Consider the following 20,428-nt stretch of genomic DNA (forward strand, 5'->3'; position numbering starts at 1 on the left):
CAGTACCGGATTCTCTTCGCGCAAGCGGCTCATCAATCACAGTCATGACCCCCGGCATGCTGACCACCGTGCAGGACTGGCCCGGCCGTACCGGGTACTGGCAGGTGGGTGTCCCCCCGTCGGGGCCTATGGACGACCTGTCGTTCCGGCTGGGGAATCGCGCCGTCGGGAATCCGGAAGGCGCCCCCGGCCTGGAAGCCACGCTCGCCGGCCCCACGCTGCATTTCACAGCGGACACCCTCGTTTGCGTCACCGGCGCACCGGCGCTGGTCACCGTCAACGGCCGTCCAGTGCCGCAGTGGCGTGCCGTCACCGTGCCCGCCGACGGCACCCTTGCGGTGGGCGCCGCTGCCGATACCGGAATGCGGATCTACGTGCTGATCGCCGGCGGCATCTCGGTTCCCGAATTCCTCGGTAGCGCATCCACCTTCACCCTCGGCGGATTCGGGGGGCCGGCCGGGCGCGCATTGGCCGCCGAGGACGTTCTCAGTCTCGGCGACCCCAGCGGCGACGAAGTCACCGAACCGCAGTGCATTCCCGGGACGGCGCAGCCAGCGATCGGCCATCACTGGGAGCTCGCAGTCACCGAGGGTCCACACGGCGCACCCGATTTCTTTACCCGCGCCGACATCGACGAGCTGCTGTCCACCGACTACGAGGTCCACTTCAACTCAGATCGCACCGGGGTGCGCCTCATCGGCCCCAAACCCCATTGGGCGCGCACAGACGGCGGCGAAGCCGGACTGCACCCGTCCAACATCCACGACAACGCGTATTCAATTGGCACATTGGATTTCACCGGTGATACGCCGATTCTGTTGGGGCCCGACGGCCCCAGCCTGGGCGGATTCGTCTGTCCGGTCACGGTGGTTTCGGCCGACCGCTGGAAGCTAGGCCAGCTGCGCGCGGGCGACACTCTGCGATTCATCCGGATCGAGGCCGCGCGCAGCGCATCGCTGCGTTCCATCGGCATTGACAGGCGAGGCCATTGGCCGTCGGTGTTCTCCACCCGCGGTGACAGCGATGATGGTGTGCTCGCTTATCGCCCGGCCCGCGAGGACGCCCCCGCTATGACTTACCGCCGCAGCGGCGATGACAACATACTGGTCGAATACGGCGATATCACACTGGATTTGGCCTTGCGCGCACGTGTGCATGCGTTGCACCAACGTCTAGAGGACACCCACACCAAAGGGATCGTCGATCTGACACCGGGCATTCGGTCGCTGCAAGTGCATTTCGACCCCGACCGACTGCCGATGGGCAAGGTGCTGGGATTGCTGGACGATATCGACGAGCATCTGCCCTCCCTCGATGAGCTTGTGGTACCCAGCCGTCGGGTGGCGATGCCGCTCTCCTGGGACGACCCCTCGGCCCGCGAGGCGATGGAACGCTACCGCCTGGGCGTGCGTGCGGATGCGCCTTGGATGCCGTGGAACATCGAATTCATCAGGCGTATCAATGGTTTGGACACGGTGGACAACGTCTTCGACACCGTGTACGACGCCTCGTACCTGGTGCTCGGGCTGGGCGATGTCTACCTGGGCGCACCGGTCGCCACTCCGGTCGATCCGCGGCATCGGCTCGTCACCACCAAATACAACCCGGCGCGCACCTGGACGCCGGAGAACGCCGTCGGTATCGGCGGGGCCTATCTGTGCATCTACGGCATGGAGGGGCCCGGTGGATATCAGTTGGTGGGGCGCACCGTGCAGGTCTGGAACCATCGGCATCCGGCAAGCGCCGGCGCGTTCGAGCCGGGAACACCCTGGCTCTTGCGGTTCTTTGACCAGATCAGCTGGTATCCGGTGAGCGCCGAGGAACTGCTGGAGCTTCGCGACGAATTGGCCACTGGACGCGGTGACGGTGGAATCAAGATCACCGAGGGTGAGTTCTCCATGGCGGAGTACTCGACATTCCTTGCCCAAAACGCGACGTCAATCGGCGCTTTCCGCGATCACCAACGCACGGCATACGCAGCGGAACGCGAAGCCTGGAGTACCGCGGGAGAATTTTCCCGGGTGTAGCAAGTAGACGCCCCGAACCCCTCGCAAGCGAATCCCGGGGCGTTCCACTTTGCTGTCCGAATTAACCATCCTCCGTGACCATGGTCAATACACTGGGACGCGCAGTCTTTTTGCGCAACCGAGGGTAATGACTTTGGGTAATGATTTTGGCTCCTTTGTGAAGTCCGCGCGCGAGCGCCACGGGATGACGCAACTCGGCCTCGCGCAGGCCACGGAATTCAGCCTGAGGTGGATACAGGGCGTCGAGTCGGGCGTGGCGCCGAGCGCCAGAGGCCTGAAATCACTCGCGGAGGCACTTCAACTGTCACAGTGGGAAAGCGGATATCTGCATCTCCTCGTGCACAAACCGCCGCCGGTAACCATCATGAGCGCCCCTCCCACCGATATCTCCGACTACCTCGAGTCACTGAACCCGAACCCCGCAGCCTTTCTGACACCCGCATGGACGGTGATCAATGCCAATTCGGAGTTCTTGAGACTCTTTAAGGGGCTGTGGATTTCACCGAACTTCCTCTACTGGCACTACATCGGGCGGCGTACCCCCGAGATCATTCTGGACTGGCAGTCATCCTCGGACTGGCTCATCGCTTGGCTTCGCCTGAACATGGCGATGACCCCCGCGGATCCGGATCTCACCGAGACAATCGAAAAGCTTTTGAAGATCGGCACTTTTGTTCAACAGTGGGAGAACAACGTGATCCCCGCGGACCCGTCGGCGCGTCAATGGACGGTGTGCGATATCGACAATTCCGCCGTGCTGAACATCGACATGCGCATCTGGCGAGCCGGGTTGTCATCGGGCATCATGCTGCTGGGCACTATCCGCTAAACCGATCCCGCATGAGTTCCCGCACCAGGTCCAGTGTGGTGGGATCCTGCACGATGCTCAACGCCTGGAACTGATGCTCGACTATGCCGAAACTTTTTGGCCCACCCAGGTTTTCGTAGACATGCCGTCCATGTGCCAGTGGAACATAGAACTCGCTGCTGCCATGGATCACCACCGCCGGGCAGGTCAGCCGCCCCAGGTTCTCCGTAATACTCGGCCTGTCCAACCATGCATCCGCCATCACCTGTGCCTGCTGCCAATCGGCGGCGCGCCATCGGTCCATCAAATCGTCGAAGTCCTGCGACGATCCCGTCGCGGCCTGTGCAATGCGCGCGAATTCGGAGGCCTGGGGCCCGAATTCCTTCCATTGCGCTAGCCCGACGTTGAGTGACGCGATCTCACCGGGGTCGGTGGCATACGCGGTGGGTCCGATGAGGAGCAGGCCCGCGACCCGGTCCGGTTCCAGCACGGCCGCATGCAATGCGATGGCGGCGCTGAGCAGCTCACCGGCGAAGATCGCCCGCGAAATACCCAGCGCGGACGCCAAACCCAAAGCATCCTTGGCGCATTCGACGAGCGCGAACGACTGCCCGTCGAACCTCGTCTTGCCGTGGCACCGCTGGTCGAAGGTCACCACGCGGTAGCCCTCCCCCACGAGAGCCTCTGCCAACGGGGCCATGTGCACGGCGTCCAGAAACATCGGGTGTGAGAGCAGGATCGGGGGTCCGCTACCGCCGGTGTCGATGTAGTGGAGGGACTGACCGTTCACCGAGGCCGAAGGCATGCGCCGACGGTAGCCCACCCGCGCGACAAGAAGCGCCAACAGTAACGCCACGCAGAGATTTCGACCCGATCCCCTGCGTGGCGTTACTGTCGGCGCGAGAAGCTACTTGGCCTTGTATTCGTAGAAGCCGACGCCGCTCTTCTTGCCGAGACGTCCCGCCTCGACCATGCGCAGCAGCAGCGGTGGGGCCGCGTACAGCGGCTCCTTGTACTCGTCGTACATCGAGTCGGCGATGAGCTTGAGCGTGTCCAGGCCAACGAGGTCGGACAGCCGCAGCGGGCCCATCGGGTGTGACAGTCCGGCGACTACGGCCTTGTCGATGTCTTCGACTGTGGCGAAACCGGATTCGGCCATCCGGATGGCCGCCAACAGGTACGGGACCAGCAGGAAGTTGACCACGAAGCCGGAGCGGTCGGCGGCGCGCACCACCTGCTTGCCCAGCACCTCACTGGCGAAGGCCTCGGTACGCGCGGCGGCCTCGGGCGTGGTCACCAGCGTCGAGATCAGCTCCACGAGGGGCAGCACCGGCACCGGGTTGAAGAAGTGAAGACCCAGCACCCGGCCCGGATTCTTGGTTGCCGCAGCGATTTTCATGATCGGGATGCTGGAAGTATTGGACGCGAGCACCGCATCGGGATCGGTGATCACCGCGTCCAGCTTGGCGAAAATGGAGGCCTTGATCGCCTCATCTTCGATGACGGCCTCGATGACGAGCTGGCGGTCAGCGAAGTCCGCCAGGTCGGTGGTGAACTTGAGGTTGGCGACGGCGGCATCGCGCTCACGCTCGGTGATCTTCCCGGCGGAAACGCCGCGGTCCAGCGACTTACGGACCCTGCCTTCGCCAGCCTGTGCTAGCTCCGAGGTGGTCTCAAACACCAGCACGTCCACACCGGCACGTGCCGATACCTCGGCGATACCCGCGCCCATCTGTCCGGCACCGATGACGCCTACCCGCGAGATTCCGTCACTCATTCTTGAACTCCTGAACATCGTTGTTAGTTTTGACTATTGCCTGCTGGACTTCGCGCAAGCGGCTCATCCATCCAGCACACAGGCCCCGCCCAACGGGATACGTGGGCGGGGCCTGTGCTGTCAACTCAGTGGGTCACACCGAGAGTCTTGACGTGGGCGCAAAGCCCGGCTAGACGAGGCGACCTAGTGGAACTGGCCCTCTTCGGTCGAGCCCTTCAGAGCCGCGGTCGAGGTGTTCGGGTCCACGGTGGTGGCGATCCGGTCGAAGTACCCGGCGCCAACCTCACGCTGGTGCTTGGTGGCGGTGTAGCCACGGGCCTCGGCCGCGAACTCGCGCTCCTGCAGGTCGACGTAAGCGGTCATACCCTCGCGGGCGTACCCGTAGGCCAGATCGAACATCGAGTAGTTCAGGGCGTGGAAGCCGGCCAGCGTGATGAACTGGAACGTGAAGCCCATGGCCCCCAGCTCCTTCTGGAACTTGGCGATGGTGGAGTCGTCCAGGGCCTGCTTCCAGTTGAAGGACGGGCTGCAGTTGTAGGACAGCAGCTGGTCCGGGAACTCGGACTTGACGGCCTCCGCGAACTTACGGGCGACCGCGAGGTCCGGCACACCGGTCTCCATCCAGATGAGGTCGGCGTACGGGGCGTAGGCCTTGGCACGCGCGATACAGGGCTCGATGCCCTTCTGCACGTTGTAGAAGCCCTCGGCGGTGCGCTCACCGGTGACGAAAGGCTGGTCGCGCTCGTCCACATCGGAGGTGATGAGGGTGGCGGCCTCGGCATCGGTACGGGCGATGACGACGGTCGGGGTGCCCGAGACGTCCGCGGCCAGGCGAGCCGAGGTCAGCGTGCGGATGTGCTGCTGGGTGGGGATCAGCACCTTGCCACCGAGGTGGCCGCACTTCTTCTCCGAGGCCAGCTGATCCTCCCAGTGGGTACCGGCGGCACCCGCGGCGATCATCGCCTTCTGCAGCTCGTAGACGTTCAGGGCGCCACCGAAGCCGGCCTCGCCGTCGGCGACGATCGGCACGAGCCAGTTGTCGACGCTGGTGTCACCCTCAACCTTGGCGATCTCGTCGGCGCGCAGCAGGGCGTTGTTGATGCGGCGCACGACGGCCGGCACCGAGTTGGCCGGGTACAGGCTCTGGTCCGGGTAGGTGTGGCCCGAAAGGTTGGCATCGCCGGCGACCTGCCAGCCGGACAGGTAGATGGCCTTGAGGCCGGCACGGACCTGCTGCACGGCCATGTTGCCGGTCAGTGCGCCCAGCGCGTTGATGTAGGAGCCGTCGCCCTTGGTGACGCCGTCCCACAGAATTTCGGCGCCACGACGCGCGAGGGTGTTCTCTTCAACGACCGAACCCTGCAGCTCCTCGACCTGAGCGGCGGTGTAGTCGCGGGTGATGCCCTTCCAGCGGGGGTTTGTGTCCCAGTCCTGCTGGATTTCGGCCGCTGTGCGCGGCTTGCCGACATTCGACATTGGTGCTCCTCTGTTACTTGCCCTGACGTTTGGCTGCCATAAGCAGATTGTTAACGCTCAGGCACGTTCACTGTGTTGACTGTTACGACGATGTCACAGACCATATGCGCAGGTCCACCCGTTCCCAATGCCAATTTTCGCTAGGTATTAACGGGCTTTTGCAAACTTTGCGAAGCGGCTAATCGTACGCCCGTACTGTTGCTACCGGCCGGTAACCAACAATCCCCTGTTCAGAACGCTCGTACTGTTAAACGATCGACGCCGTGTCTAGTTATCGAGCGAAGATCGAGGCGAGGGCCTTCACCTCATCGCCAACGACATATGTGAGCGTTGTAACAGCGCGACCTTGGACACCGAAGGCGGTTCCGTCCTCGTAGACGTTGGTGATGATCTCGAGCTTGTCCCCAAGCGCTACCGCGGAGTCATGCTCAATGCTCACGCGGTACGGGGCGGACAGCAGCTCAGGATGCCGCGAGAGGTGGTCCTCCACGATGCTCCAGTACACGGAGTTGTTCATGTGGTCGAACAGGTCCATATCGGTGAAACGCACCGGGAAGTCCCGGATATCGGTCGCGGTCTCGCGGCTACCGGGCTTGTTGTACGGCTTCCACCGCAACCGGTCCACATCCGTGGTGGAGGCGACGGTGGCCAGGAAGTCGTCTTCGATACGGGCGGGACCCTGGGTTTCGCGACTGACGTGAATCCAGAATGCCTCGGACTCCACCAGTCCCCCGTCGCGACCGTCAAGCCGCACCCGCATCTGGCACCACCGATTGGATGTGGCCGAACACCAACGGCGCAGCCACAGCGCTTCCCGGAACTCGATGGGCTTGATCACGTCGATCATGGTGCGGCGGACGACCCAATGTGGGTGCGTCTCCTCGGCCTCCACCCCACGAAGGTGATCCTGTCCGATGTCCTGGATATGCCGGGCCGCGCCGTCGAGGCGCAGCCGCCCACCGGCGTCGACGTCGGCTATCCGGACGGGCCACCGCCCCTCGTAAACCTGGGGATGCGCGTGGGGAACGGGCATCATGTCCTTGTCGAGGCCGGTGCTGACTTCCATGCTCACGCCCCGATCATCACACACCCATCTTTCGAAACAGGTTCCTAAGCTGGGCCTGTGGCGACCACCCCAGCACGCAGACAACTCAGCCGAGGTCTACTCGCCTCCGGTGCCCTGATATTCGCCGTCGCCATCGGCGGTCTCATGATCACCGGCCAGCATTCCGTCCGGTTTTCGTCCGATGAGTCCGCCGAGCCCTATCCGCTGTGGATGCCGCTGACCTCTGCGCTGATCGTGCTGCTCCTCACGCGTCTGGTACCTCCGCGCCTTGCCACCCTCGATCCACTCGCCGACATCGACCGGCAGCGCATCACCCGCGAGGTCTGGGTGCTGGTCGGTGCCGCCATCGCCTTTCCCGCCCTTGTCGTCGCCGCAACCGCGGCCGGGATGACGCGCGACGTCATCTACAGCCCGCTCAAAGTCCTGATATTCCTGGTGATTCCGCTGCTCGCGTTCCGCGCGTTTCGCGGGGATGGTTCGAAGGCGCGATGGATCACTCGGCTGGACCGCACCCGTGCGCTCGCGCCGATCGTTCCGGTCGTCGCATGGTTCCTGCTGGCCCGGCTCGGCCCGCTGGCTCCGCCGGCCATCGCACCGGCGAGCCTGCCCGATCCGGTCACTATGGCCGTGGCATCGGTGATCACCCTGTTGACGGCGGGCGTGCTCGAGGAGGTGTTCTACCGCGGCTTTCTGCAGACGCGGTTGGAGTCCGTGGTCGGCCGATGGCCCGCGATCGCAACATCGTCGATCCTCTTCGCCGCCATGCATATCGCCTCGCACGTACACGTGAGCACGCTGGCCGTGGACCTCGCGACGATCATCGCGGTCCAGGGGACCTTCGGCGTCATGCAGGGGTATCTATGGAGCCGATACCGAAACATCTGGGCTCCGATAGCCATTCACGTCGCCATCAACCTGATCTACCTCGATCTACTGGTCACCTGACGGCCGATCACGCACCAACAGGCACATCACCGCCGCGATCACGCACAGTCCGGCGCGGGTTCGGGATGAGTCCCACCCACTACCGAAAGCCGTTCCGAGGAAGTTAGGGCAGGACGATCAGACCAGGCCCACTCCGGTGAGCACCTGCCAAACTCCGACCACCGCAAAGAGGACCAGCAGAACCAGGCTGCGGTGCGCGAGTGCCCAATTGTGGACCGGCTCTAGTACCGCCTGGGTTCTCGCCGGGGCAATCACGTAGCTGATGAGCGCGATCTCGAAAACGGCGAGCATCGCGAAGACGAACACGACGGCAGCGAGAACTTGCGTGCCGACCGCAGTTCCCGACCCCACGATGATGGTGTCGACCAGTAGAACCAGCGGAGGCGGCGGCATGTAGCCGATGCCGAGCACCAGTGCGACCCACAGTGCCCCGTTTTCCCAGGCACCCTTCCCCAGATGGAGAAGACGCCGAACCCTCGATATGGCACCTGCGATCGCACTCCGAACACGGCCTACCGATCGAGATTCGACTGTCGGCGTCTCCGGGTCCATCACTAAGACCGACGAATCCCCGCTCTCGCCGGCCGCCACCGGCTGACTCTCACGCCGGCGCACACGAAGCCGCACCGCAAGCAGAACGGCGACCACCAGCGCGAGCACGCCCGTGACAAGTTGGAGTGGCTTGATGCCAGAGCCCGGATCTGCGGTCGCCAGATTCTTTGCAAAGGACGCGAAACTCGGTACGAGATGCAATGCGAAAAGCGCAACCAGGAACGACGGCACATTCACAATCAGGGCACCAACCCAGAAGGCCAGCAGGTTTTGCACCGGCCGAGGCCGGGATATCACCACCAAAATCAGGCCAAGCAGCACCGGATTGAGTGACATCAGAAATGCCAACCCCAATAGTTCGCGCCACATATCGGTAACCCTACTCTGTTTGCTCTCGAACGACAGGACGAGCCGGACATCGCCGAATTATGCTGGGCGCATTAAAAAGATACCCAACCATTTCGACAGAAGGCAGTCCAACCGACTTAGCCATCATGCAATAACGCGCGTTGCAGCCCCAACCATTTCTCGCATGCTAAAGCAATCCATGCAATTGCAAGTCGGTCGCATACTTCGCGATGATCGGCGCCGAGACTTGCGGGATGTCGTGACCGGAACCAATTTTCGCCTGTCGCACCGCCTCCTGGAACCGGTCCGCCGGCGCCATGGACCCCCGCGAAGGATCCGGCGGCTTCCCGTCCCAACCGTGATCCTGCAGGATCTTCAACATCTGCAACACGGACCCCTGGCGCTGATGATCGGGCAGCGCATGCAATCCGTCTTCGAACCGCGTCACCCATTCGCTGAAATCACTGACGCGCTCGATCGGGTGTCCGGCCTCGATCAACCAGTCGACATACTCGTCGATTCCGATGCCGTCGTCATGCGGATTCATCACGTGGAAGGTCTCGAATCCCGGCGAGGACCCGGCAGAGGCCGCCTGTCCTCCCAGCGTGGTGATTGCCTCCGCGACGAATTCCACTGGCAGCCCGTCGAAGTGCGCACGCTGACGATTGCCGTCATCGGCGAGCCGGTAGACGGATTGGGGGGCCACGCCGGTGGCGACGATGCTCAGCACCATCCGGGCGACCGTATCGGACGCATTTACCTGGCCCGCGTAACTGGTGCCGACCATGATCATGCCCGAACGAAACACCGTGACCGGCAACCCGACCTGCTCGTGAGCCTCGCGCAGCAGCACCTCGCCCGCCCACTTGCTGTTGCCATAGCCGTTGGCATAGCTCCCGTCGGAAGGCCGAGTAGCGCTGATGACCCGAATGTCGGCGTCCTCAAGGAAGGTTGACTTCTCGATCTCGCGGCCGACGTCGGCCGTCGAGACGAACGTGTACGGCTTGAGCTTCGTAGTCAACGCGAACCGAATCAGCTCGGCCGTACCGACCACATTGGGTCCGAACAGCTCGCTGTAGGGCAGCACGCTGTTGACCAAGGCCGCGGAATCGACGATTAGGTCGACGGTGTCGGCCAGCTGCTGCCAGGTGTCCTCATCCAGACCCAGTCCGGGTTCCGCCTTGTCACCGGCGATCACGCGCAGACGATCTGCGGCGAGCGCTTCGTACTCCCGGATGAGCTCGGCGTCTCCGCTGTCAAAGGTGCTGTCGAGGCGGCGTCGGGCGTCGTCGTCGGACTTTGCGCGCACCAGGCAGATCAGCGTGCCGTCAACCTGCTCTAATTCCTTGAGCCATTGCAGCACCAGGTAGCGGCCCAGGAAGCCGGTCGCCCCGGTCAGCAGCACGGTCCGCGGACTGGTGTCGACACGCGGCAACGTCGGGGCGCTTTGCAGTGTTGCCTCGTCGATGAACTTGTCCAGAGTGAGGTCGCTGGCCCGCACCTCGGTGGCGCCGGGGCCATGCACAGATGCATAGCTCGGCCCCTTGCTGCCGGCACCGGCCGCGTCTTGCAAGTGCATACTCACGCTTCGCACCGATGACGCCTCGAACAAGGTTCGCACCGCCAGTTCGGCATCGAAGGCGGTGTTGATCGCGGCAACCACGCGCATCGCGGAGATCGAATCCCCGCCCAACTCAAAGAAGGAGTCGTCGGTGCCCACGCGATCTACGCCCAGCACCTGGGCGTAGATACCCGCGAGGATCTCCTCGGTCGGGGTGGCCGGGGCACGGTAGCGCGCGGCGTCGTCGTACACGGGTGCAGGCAGTGCGCGCTTGTCGAGCTTGCCGTTGACGGTCAGTGGCAACGCCTCCAGCGGCATCACCGCGGCGGGCACCATGTATGGCGGTAGTCGCTTGGCCAATGCGCCTCGCAGGTCTGCCGGGTCACCGGTTCCCACGAAATATCCGACCAGACGTTTGTCGCCGGGACGGTCCTCGCGAGCGATCACGACCGCCTGCTCCACACCGTCCACATCCGCCAGCGCCGCCTGAATCTCACCGAGCTCGATACGGAACCCACGAATCTTGACCTGCTCGTCGGCGCGGCCCAGGTACTCAAGCTGACCCGCCGCGGAACCTGAGCCACCCCACCGCACCAAATCCCCGGTGCGGTACATGCGGGCCCCGGGCTCTCCGAACGGGCACGCCACGAACCGTGACGCGGTCAGGGCCGTGCGACGCACATAGCCGAGGCCAACCCCGAGTCCGGCGACATAGAGCTCGCCGACGACGCCTGGAGGTACCGGCCGCATCCACCTATCCAATACGAACAAGGCCGCATCGGGTACGGGAACACCGATCGGCACCACACCCGATCCGGCGTTCAACTCGCCGAACGTGGCGTAGATCGTCGTCTCGGTCGGGCCGTAGCCGTTGATCATCACGCGCCCGGGCGCCCACTTATCCACCACGTCGGTGGGGCAAGCCTCGCCGGCGACGATCAACGTCATGCCGTCCAGTCCCTCGGGCGACAAAACCCCGACCGCCGAAGGAGTTTGGAACAAAACAGTGACCCGTTCACGGATGAGCAGATCGCGGAAGTCGTCGGGCGATCGGACGACGGAATCAGGCACGATCAGAAGTCGCCCACCGTGCAACAGTGCGCCGAAGATCTCCCACACGGTGATGTCGAAGACCAGGGACCCTGCCTGCGTCCACACCTCACCCGGGCCCGTGGGCATGTGGGTCAGCGGGAACTTGAGCGCCTGGGTCACGTTTCCGTGCGCGATGGCCACGCCCTTGGGGACACCGGTGGTTCCCGAGGTGTAGATCGTGTACGCAATGTCGTCGGCGGCTGGCGTCAACAACGGCGTGTGGCCATAGATGGCGCCGGTCGGGTCGTCATCGGCATCGTCGAACTGGACGACCGACACACCCGATCCCTCGAACCGGCTACGCAGCTCGGCGGTGGTGACGGCGGCTATGGGCACCGCGTCGGACAGCATGAACTCCAAGCGGGTGTCCGGCACCGAGGGATCGATCGGAAGATATGACGCACCGGTCTTCAGCACGGCCAGAATCGCCACGATGGCGTCATCTGAGCGTGGCATCAGCAGGGCCACCGACTCACCCGGACCGGCCCCATAAATAGCCAGCAAGTTGGCCAGCCGGTTGGCGGCCTCATCGAGCTCGCCATAGGACGTCGAACGACCGTCGAATGTCAGCGCAACCGCTTCCGGTGCCCGATTGACCTGCTGGGCGAACACCTCCGGAATAGACAACACCGGCTCCGACCCGCGTGCCAAGACCGTTTGGTTGCCCCAGTCGTTGAGCTGAGCGTGCTCGCCGGCCTGCAGCACATCGATCGCCGACAGACGCCGGGTGGCATCGCCCGTCATGGAGACCAGCACCCGTTCGAAGCGCTCGAACAGTGTCTCGATGCCGGCCACCTCGAACTTGTCGGCGTCGTATTCGATACGAATACCCAGCTCATGCCCCGGCAGTGCCATCACAGACAGCGGGTAGTGGTTGTATTCGCGGGTCACGAACTCGGTGACGGCCAACTCCTGCACGCCCATGAACGCGCTGGTGTCGATCGGATAGCTCTCGTACAGGAAGAGCGTGTCAAACAGTTGCTCGTGACCTGCGATGTGGTGGATGTCGTTGAGCGCCAGGTGCTCGTGTTCGATGGTGTCGTTGTGGGTGCTTTGCAGCTGCCCCAGCAGGTCCGCGACCGTGGTGGTCGCGGTGGCACGCGCCCGTACCGGCACGGTGTTGATCAGCAGACCCACGATCGAGTCGGCTCCGGCCAAATCCGCCGGACGGCCCGAAACCGCTGTGCCGAAGGCGATGTCGTCCTGACCGGTCATCACCATGAGCAGCTGCGCCCAGGCGGCCTGCAATACCGTGCTGATGGTGGTGTGCTGCGATCGCGCAAGATCCCCGAGGGCCTGCGTGATTTCGGCAGACACCCGATAGGACTCAACACCGCGAGGTCCCGGAGGCGCCGGTGGGGCCACCAACGTGGGGGTATCGAATCCGTCGAGTACCTTGCCCCAGGCGGCACGTGCGGCGTCACGATCCTGGTCTGCCAGCCAGCCGACGAAGCTGCGGTACGAGGACGGTGCCGGCAGTCGCTGCCCGAAGTAGCTCGCGAAGATCTCCTGCAGCAAGATCGGCAGCGACCAACCGTCGATCACGACGTGATGGAACGTCAGGACGAAGCGGTGTTGGTTCCCTTCCGTTCGGATCAACGCGGCACGGAGAGTCGGCCGGTCCGCAAGGTCGCAGACCGCGGACCGCTCGGCAGCGCAGAGCCGCTGGATCTCCTCATCGGGGGTCAGGTCGTCCCCGCGAAGGTCGAGGTACCGCCATGCGATCACCGGGTCGGCAAGAATCACCTGTACCGGATCGCCGAATTGTGTGCAGAAGCGGGCGGCCAAGTTTGGATGACGACGAACGACGGCATGGACCGCGTCGCGGAGCCGGAGCTGGTCCACGAGACCGGTCACCGTGATGTCGAGCTGCACCGCATAGAAGTCGACGCCCGCGGCACCGTTCCCCGAGGCCTGGTCCAGCACACCGGCCGCCCGCGCGAACGTGGTGTGGAACAGCAGGCCCTGCTGTATGGGTGTCAACGGCAGCACGTCGACGATGTCGTGTTCCTCGTGCAGTTCGTCGATCTGCTGCTGGCTCAGCTGAGCCGGTGCCAGGTCGGACGGCGTCAATCCGCCTCCGCCTGCGCGCACATGAGCGCAAATTCCGCTCAAGGCCTCGAACCACAATTGGCTCAGTCGTTGCACCTGAGGCTCGGTGACCGACGAGGGCGCCCAGGTCCAGCCGGCCCGCAGATGCGGTCCGGAGTCTGTGTCCGAACCGCCTACCCGGTCTTCGATGATTCCGGCGTTGAGATCCACGGTGTGCATCAGCGGCATGGAGACCGCCGAGGCCGCGCCGGTCGAGGAAAGACTGTCCTCGTTGATCCGCCACAGTTCGTCGGTGAGGTCCCCGGCACCGGCGCCGAGGCGCCCAAGATAGTTGAATCCGACGGTCGGCTCGGGTCCGCTCAGATCGACGTCGGAGTTCAGATAGCGCAGCAACCCATAGGTCAACGGATCCGGAAGGCCGCGCAGTTGTTCCTTGGCGCCCTTGATGATTGGCCCGAGCGCCGCATCTCCACCCACTACCTCTTTCCAGGAAAGCCCGCCGACGGTCAGCGCCACCGGGTACTTGGTGGTGAACCAGCCGACGGTACGCGACAGGTCGACGTCGCCGGCGAGCTCTTCGTGACGCCCGTGGCCCTCGACGCCGATACCGATGGAGGGCACGTTGGAGTCCAGGAACTCGTTCCACGCCAGTCCGAAAGCGATCAACAGAATGTCTTGCACCCCAGCGTGAAACGCCGCCGGAACCTCACCCAGCAGCTCTCGGGTGGTTTCGGTATCCAGCGACATCGACAGCGTTCGCGCAGTGGCGTAGGTGTCCAACTCGGGCAGCACCGCCGGTAAGGCCGCCGGCACGGCAGCCACCTCACGCCAGGTATCGGCCAGGGCGACCACCTCCGCGGAACGCGCGTGCTCGTCGAGTAGCGATGCCCACCGGGCGAACGAGGTTCCGCCTGTCGGCAGCTCTACCGGCTGCCCACCGTGGTGCTGGGCCCAGGCGATGTTCAAGTCTTCCAAGAGAATCCGCCAAGAGACGCCGTCTACGGCGAGATGGTGAATCATCAGCGCGAGCTGCCCGGTGTCGGGAACCCACACCGCACTCACCTCTACCCCCGCGGCCGGGCTGAGTCGAGTGCGGGCGGCGACCAACGCCTCGTCGGACAAAGCGTCGACAACCTGCAGGCATTCACGCGCGTCCACCACGCCCGTTTCTGGGACTGTCAGCGACCAGTCGGCGCCGGCGACGTCAGTCGTGCCTTCCTGCACGCGCAGTCGCAAGGTGGCATGCCGATCCAACAGGGCCTGCAGCACGACGACGACGTCGTCCTCGGTGACCCCGGCCGGAGCCTGCAGAACCACCGTCTGATTGAACTGATCGATCGGCCCCTGCACACCCTGCAGCCACCGCATGATCGGGGTGGCCAGCACCGGCCCGATACCCTCGTCCACGGCGCCGCCCTGACCGTCGGTCAACACCGCGACTCGAGCCACTCCCGCGACGGTCTGCTCGACGAAGATGTCGCGCGGCCGGCACTGCACACCGGCTGCACGGGCCCGCGACACGACCTGCATCGACAGGATGCTGTCGCCGCCGAGGTCGAAGAACGATTCATCCACGCCCACCCGGTCGACCCCGAGCACCTGGGCATAAATATCAGCCAAGACCTTCTCGACCGGACCGGAGGGTGCACGGTAATCGGCACCGACACTTCGGTATTCGGGTGCGGGCAGGGCACGCTTGTCCAGCTTTCCGTTCACCGTCAGCGGCAGTGTCTCCAGCACCACCACGGCGGCCGGAACCATGTACGCCGGCAGTCTTTCGGCGAGCATGGTGCGGGCCTCGACAGGGTCAGCAGCTCCGGTGATGTAGCCGACGAGGCGTTTGTCGCCGGGACGGTCCTCGCGGGCGATCACCACCGCCTGCTCAACCCCGTCCAGCCGGGCCAGTGCCGCCTGGATCTCCCCCAGTTCGATGCGATATCCGCGGATCTTCACCTGCTCGTCCGCGCGACCTAAATATAGGAGCTGCCCGGCCGATTCGCCCTCGCCCCACTGCACCAGGTCTCCGGTGCGGTACATGCGCGAGCCCGGCCCGCCAAAGGGGCAGGCAAGGAAGCGCGACGCAGTCAGTCCGGAGCGGTGGGCGTACCCGGGCGCCACCCCATTACCGGCCACATACAGTTCGCCGACCACGCCCTCCGGTGACGGCCGCAACCACTTGTCCAACACGAACAGGGCCGCTCCGGGCACCGGCGAACCGATCGGTGCCACACTCGATCCCGGCCGCAGCGGTCCACTCATCGCCGCGTAAATCGTGGCCTCAGTCGGACCGTAGGCATTGATCATGGTTCGACCGCTGGCCGCCCATCGATCCACCAGCTCGGTCGGGCAGGCCTCGCCGGCAACGATGAGCGTCGTCGACTCCAACCGTTCCGGTGACAACATCCCTGCCGCCGAAGGAGTTTGGCACAGGACACTGACTTTTTCGTTGATCAATAGATCGTGGAGATCATCCGGCGACGACGCCACCGATTCGGGTACCACCACCAGGCGACCGCCGTGCAGCAGCGCGCCCCAGATCTCCCACACCGAGACGTCGAAAACCAACGAATGCCATTGCGACCACACCTCACCCGGCCCGGCAGGTAGATCGGCGCGCACCGCATCCACCAACTGGGTCACGTTGTGGTGGGTGACGGCCACCGCTTTGGGAACACCCGTGGTGCCCGAGGTGTAGGTCATATAGGCGAGGTCGTCGTGCTGAGGCGCGGGAAGGGCTGAGCTGGGTTGGCCGTCGATCACTGGATCGTCGATCTCGACCACCCGCACATCGAGCCCGTCGAATCGTGAGCTCAGGTCCGCGGTGGTCAGCGCCGCTACCGGTTCCGAATCGGAAACCATGAACTTGATGCGTTCGTCAGGATGCGCAGGGTCGATCGGCAGATAGGCCGCCCCGGTCTTGAGCACCGCCAAGAGTCCGATGATCGACTCGCCCGAACGCGGAACCAACAGCGCCACAACCTCACCCGGCCCTGCACCGTTGCTCGTCAACAGGTGGGCAATGCGGTTGGTCGACTCATCGAGCTGTCGGTAGGTCCATGACCGGTCCCGGCACACCAGCGCGACGGTTTCCGGTGCGCGCTGCACCTGCGTGTCGAACAGCACCGGGATCGAAACCGCTTCTGACGCGGGCTCGGTCAACACCGAGCGGTTGCCCCACTCGTCGATTCGGTCGTGTTCACCGTCATCGAGTAGGTCCATCGACAACAACGTCCGGGTGGGATCGGCGCTCATGAAGGCTCCTTCGTTTTCCCTTTGACATCAGATGTCATGGCCTCCAGCACCCGCTGGAACCTCTTGACCAACTTTCCGATACGGATGACGTCGAAGACATCGGTGTCGAACTCGACGCGAAGGCCCAACTGGTGCCCAGGCGTTGCCTGCACCGCCAGCGGATAGTGGTTGTACTCGCGATTACTGAAACCGGTGATGGACAACTCATGCACCCGTGACAGCGCTGCCGTGTCGATCGGGTAGTTCTCGTAGACGAACATCGTGTCGAACAACTGGTCGTGCCCGGCGACGTGGTGAATCTCGTTGAGCGCCAAATGCTGATGCTCCAACGTGTCGCCGTACGCGCCCTGCAACTGGTTCAACAGGCTGGCGATCGTGGTGGACGGAGTGATGGTCGCGCGGACCGGCACCGTGTTGATCAGCAGACCCACCATCGATTCCGCGCCGACCAAGTCGGTGGGCCTGCCCGATACCGCCGTGCCGAACGCAACATCGTTCTGGCCGGTGAGCCACATAAGCAGCTGCGCCCACGCCGCCTGCAGCACAGTGCTGACCGTGGTCCGGCACGACCGCGCGAGCTCACCAAGAGCCTGCGTGGTTTCGGCGGACACCTCGAAGGATTCGACGCCGCGCCGTCCGAGTGTCATCCGGCCCGGCGGTCCGACGAGCGTCGGGGCCTCGAAACCGTCAAACACCTTGCCCCAGGCCGATCGTGCGGTGCTGTTGTCCTGTCCGGCCAGCCAGGTGACGAATCGGCGATACGACACCGGTGCTGGTAACCGCTCACCGAAGTAACTGGCGAAAATCTCCTGCAGCAGGATCGGCTTAGACCAGCCGTCGAGCACGATGTGATGATTGGTGAGCAGGAATCGGTACTCGTCTGTTCCGGTGCGCGCCAACGCGGCACGGAAGGCCGGCCGGCCGAGATCGCAGACCGCCGCGCGTTCCGCGGCGGACAGCCGCTCGACCTGCGCCGGGGCGTCAACGCCCTCGTTGTCCAGCTCGACAAACTGCCAAGCCAACTCCGGATCGGCCGCAATGAGTTGTACCGGCTCACCGAACTCTTCGTAGAAGTGGGCCACCACGTTTGGTCGACGCTTGATCGCGCTATGCACCGCATCGCGCAGCCGCTTGGGATCCAGTGGGCCGCTCAAGGCGATATCGAGCTGCACGGCATAGAGATCGTCATTGTCGTCTGAGCCATCTGGACTGCCGGCTGACGCCAGGTTCGAGTGGAACAGCAGTCCCTGCTGTAACGGGGTCAGCGGCAATACATCGGCGATCTGGTGCTGTTCATGCAGATCGTCGAGCTGCCGCTGGGTGAGCCGGGCCGGGGCAACATCGGACGGAGTCAGCCCACCGCCGCCGGAGCGCACATGCGCGCAAATCCCGGCCAGAGAATCGAACCAGAGCCGGCTGATCCGGTCCACCTGGTCGTGACTCAAGACCGAGAGCGCCCAGGTCCACGTTGCGTGCAGACGCGGACTGACCTCTGTCGCAGTATCTTCCAGGCTCTCCATGACGCCCGCGTTGAGTTCGATGGTGTGCCCCAGCGGTGTCGGCACCGATGTTGCCGCCGCCGTGATAGACACCCCGTCCTGGTCGATCCGCCACAGATCATCGGAGAGGTCCGCAGCGCCGGCTCCGAGGCGGCCCAAGTAGTTGAATCCGAGCGCCGGGTCCGGCCCGGAAAGGTCAACATCGGCGTTCATGTACCGCAACAGTCCGTAGGTCAGTCCGTCAGGCAATGCGCGCAATTCTTCCTTGGCGCCCTTGATGATTGGCCCCAGAGCGGTATCACCGCCCACCACCTGAGCCCACGTCAGCTGGCCGACGGCCAGCGATACCGGGTACTTGCTGGTGAACCAACCCACGGTGCGCGAGAGATCAATGTTTCGATCGTCAAGTCCACCTATTTCTTCGACACGACCATGGCCTTCGACGTCGATGCCGATCGCTGCACCACCGGAGCCGAGGAATTCGTTCCATGCCAAGGCGAATGCGATAAGCAGAATGTCTTGCACCCCAGCGTGGAATGCGGCGGGCACCTCACTCAACAACTGGCGGGTGAGGTCGGTATCCAGCGACACCGACAGCTGGCCCGCGGCCTCGTAGGTGTCGATGGCGGGCTGTGCGGCCGGCAGCGCGGGTGGAACCGCCTCCGCCCGCCGCCATGCCTCGGCCAACGCGACCACGTCGGCGGAGCGCGCGTGCTCGTCGAGTAGCGTCGACCACCGCGCGAACGAGGTGCCGCCAGACGGCAGGTCCACGTGTTGCCCGCTGTGATGCTGCGCCCAGGCTATATTGAAGTCTTCCAGCAGGATTCGCCATGACACCGCATCGACCGCAAGATGGTGAACGATCAGCACCAAGCGGCTATTGCCACGTTCCCACAACCCGCTGAGCATCGACCCGGCGGCCGGATTCAGCCGAGCACGCGCCTCCAGCAGCGCCTCATCGGAGAGCACATCCACCGCCAACAGGCACTCGCGGGCATCGACAGAACCCACCTCGGGCACGGTCAACGACCATCCCGCATTGGTGTCCGCTAAGTCTTCGCTCGCGCGCAGACGCAGGGTGGCGTGCCGATCCAGCAGGGCCTGTAGCACGATCACCACGTCGTCGTCCGTGACTCCCGCGGGAGCCTGTAGCACCACGGTCTGGTTGAACTCGTCAACGTTGCCGCCGAGCCCGTGCAGCCAGGCAACGATGGGAGTGGCCACCACCGCACCGGTACCGGCGTCGACGACGGCACTCTCGCCGTCGGCGAAGGCGGCCACCTGGGCCAGCCGGGAGACAGTCTGCTCGACAAAGATGTCGCGCGGACGCAGCAGCAAACCGGCCGCCCGGGCCCGGGCCACCACCTGCATGGACGAAATGCTGTCCCCGCCAAGGTCAAAGAAGGAGTCGTCGACCCCAACCTGCTCGACGCCAAGCACCTGGGCGTAGATACCGGCCAGGATCTCCTCGATCGCATCCGCCGGGGCACGGTAGTGCTCGGCATCCTGGTATTCCGGTGCGGGCAGCGCACGGGTGTCGAGCTTGCCGTTGACCGTCAACGGAAGCGTCTCCAGCACCACCACGGCGGCCGGCACCATGTACGCGGGGAGGCGCTCGGCCAATGCGGCACGCACGGCAATGGGATCCAAAGTCCCGGTGGCTGATTCGGTGACGTAACCCACCAATCTCTTGTCACCGGGACGGTCCTCGCGGGCAATCACCGCCGCTTGGTCCACTCCGTCCACATGGGCGAGTGCCGCGTGTACCTCACCGAGTTCGATGCGGTATCCGCGGATCTTCACCTGCTTGTCGGCGCGGCCCACGTACCGCAGCTGTCCGTCTTCACCCCACTGCACCAGATCTCCGGTGCGGTACATCCGGGAGCCGGGAGCCCCGAATGGGCATGCGACGAACCGGGTTGTCGTCAGATCCGAACGGCCGAGGTATCCATTTGCCTGCCCGGAACCGGCGA

10 protein-coding genes are annotated in these 20,428 nt (G+C 64.3%); 3 read left to right on the forward strand and 7 right to left on the reverse strand.

Translation table 11 applies throughout. The features are described from left to right. Positions 1 to 56 precede the first annotated feature (56 nt). Both FZI91_RS05390 and FZI91_RS05395 read left to right on the forward strand, forming a co-directional pair. Positions 57 to 2,027, forward strand: a complete 1,971-nt coding sequence (locus tag FZI91_RS05390; protein ID WP_239001978.1) for a 5-oxoprolinase/urea amidolyase family protein — start codon at positions 57 to 59, stop codon at positions 2,025 to 2,027. Positions 2,028 to 2,154: 127 nt separating this feature from the next. Further along, complete coding sequence (locus FZI91_RS05395) at positions 2,155 to 2,856, forward strand: helix-turn-helix domain-containing protein (RefSeq protein ID WP_155937609.1); 702 nt, start codon at positions 2,155 to 2,157, stop codon at positions 2,854 to 2,856. Here FZI91_RS05395 and FZI91_RS05400 read toward each other — a convergent pair. The 4 genes from FZI91_RS05400 to FZI91_RS05415 all read right to left on the reverse strand — a co-directional run bounded on the left by FZI91_RS05400 (position 2,846) and on the right by FZI91_RS05415 (position 7,154). Further along, the gene (locus FZI91_RS05400) at positions 2,846 to 3,640 is read right to left on the reverse strand and encodes an alpha/beta fold hydrolase (RefSeq protein ID WP_155937610.1); all 795 of its coding nucleotides are present in this window, start codon (positions 3,638 to 3,640) and stop codon (positions 2,846 to 2,848) included. The genes FZI91_RS05395 and FZI91_RS05400 overlap by 11 nt on opposite strands. A 102-nt stretch (positions 3,641 to 3,742) precedes the next feature. Beyond that, positions 3,743 to 4,612 carry a 3-hydroxybutyryl-CoA dehydrogenase gene (locus tag FZI91_RS05405; protein ID WP_155937611.1) on the reverse strand — a complete coding sequence of 290 codons (870 nt, stop codon included), beginning with the start codon at positions 4,610 to 4,612 and terminating at the stop codon, positions 3,743 to 3,745. Positions 4,613 to 4,795: 183 nt separating this feature from the next. Next, positions 4,796 to 6,088, reverse strand: a complete 1,293-nt coding sequence (gene aceA, locus FZI91_RS05410; RefSeq protein WP_155937612.1) for an isocitrate lyase — start codon at positions 6,086 to 6,088, stop codon at positions 4,796 to 4,798. Between the two features lie 271 nt (positions 6,089 to 6,359). Then, complete coding sequence (locus tag FZI91_RS05415) at positions 6,360 to 7,154, reverse strand: acyl-[acyl-carrier-protein] thioesterase (protein ID WP_155937881.1); 795 nt, start codon at positions 7,152 to 7,154, stop codon at positions 6,360 to 6,362. A gap of 57 nt (positions 7,155 to 7,211) precedes the next feature. Here FZI91_RS05415 and FZI91_RS24175 point away from each other — a divergent pair, with 57 nt between their 5' ends. After that, a complete protein-coding gene (locus FZI91_RS24175) occupies positions 7,212 to 8,099 on the forward strand; it encodes a CPBP family intramembrane glutamic endopeptidase (protein ID WP_155937613.1) in 888 nt (295 codons plus the stop codon). Between the two features lie 117 nt (positions 8,100 to 8,216). Here FZI91_RS24175 and FZI91_RS05425 read toward each other — a convergent pair whose 3' ends face one another. The 3 genes from FZI91_RS05425 to FZI91_RS05435 form a co-directional block, all read right to left on the reverse strand. Further along, a complete protein-coding gene (locus FZI91_RS05425) occupies positions 8,217 to 9,020 on the reverse strand; it encodes a GAP family protein (RefSeq protein WP_155937614.1) in 804 nt (267 codons plus the stop codon). A 166-nt stretch (positions 9,021 to 9,186) separates the two neighbouring features. Beyond that, positions 9,187 to 16,956: a non-ribosomal peptide synthetase gene (locus FZI91_RS05430; protein WP_155937615.1), complete on the reverse strand. Its 7,770-nt coding sequence runs from the start codon at positions 16,954 to 16,956 to the stop codon at positions 9,187 to 9,189. After that, positions 16,953 to 20,428, reverse strand: a 3,476-nt coding sequence (locus tag FZI91_RS05435; protein ID WP_155937616.1) for a condensation domain-containing protein, incomplete at its 5' end; no start/stop codon positions are given. The genes FZI91_RS05435 and FZI91_RS05430, both read right to left, overlap by 4 nt.

Source organism: Mycobacteroides sp. CBMA 271, assembly GCF_009729205.1.
In the GTDB taxonomy this organism is placed as follows: Bacteria; Actinomycetota; Actinomycetes; order Mycobacteriales; family Mycobacteriaceae; genus Mycobacterium.

Excerpts from the sequence above, each read along its gene's own strand:
- FZI91_RS05405 (WP_155937611.1), bottom strand. The coding sequence starts at position 4,612 with ATGAGTGACGGAATCTCGCGGGTAGGCGTCATCGGTGCCGGACAGATG.
- FZI91_RS05430 (WP_155937615.1), bottom strand. The coding sequence starts at position 16,956 with ATGAGCGCCGATCCCACCCGGACGTTGTTGTCGATGGACCTACTCGAT.
- FZI91_RS05400 (WP_155937610.1), bottom strand. The coding sequence starts at position 3,640 with ATGCCTTCGGCCTCGGTGAACGGTCAGTCCCTCCACTACATCGACACC.
- FZI91_RS05425 (WP_155937614.1), bottom strand. The coding sequence starts at position 9,020 with ATGTGGCGCGAACTATTGGGGTTGGCATTTCTGATGTCACTCAATCCG.
- FZI91_RS05395 (WP_155937609.1), top strand. The coding sequence starts at position 2,155 with ATGACTTTGGGTAATGATTTTGGCTCCTTTGTGAAGTCCGCGCGCGAG.
- aceA (WP_155937612.1), bottom strand. The coding sequence starts at position 6,088 with ATGTCGAATGTCGGCAAGCCGCGCACAGCGGCCGAAATCCAGCAGGAC.
- FZI91_RS05415 (WP_155937881.1), bottom strand. The coding sequence starts at position 7,154 with ATGGAAGTCAGCACCGGCCTCGACAAGGACATGATGCCCGTTCCCCAC.
- FZI91_RS05390 (WP_239001978.1), top strand. The coding sequence starts at position 57 with ATGCTGACCACCGTGCAGGACTGGCCCGGCCGTACCGGGTACTGGCAG.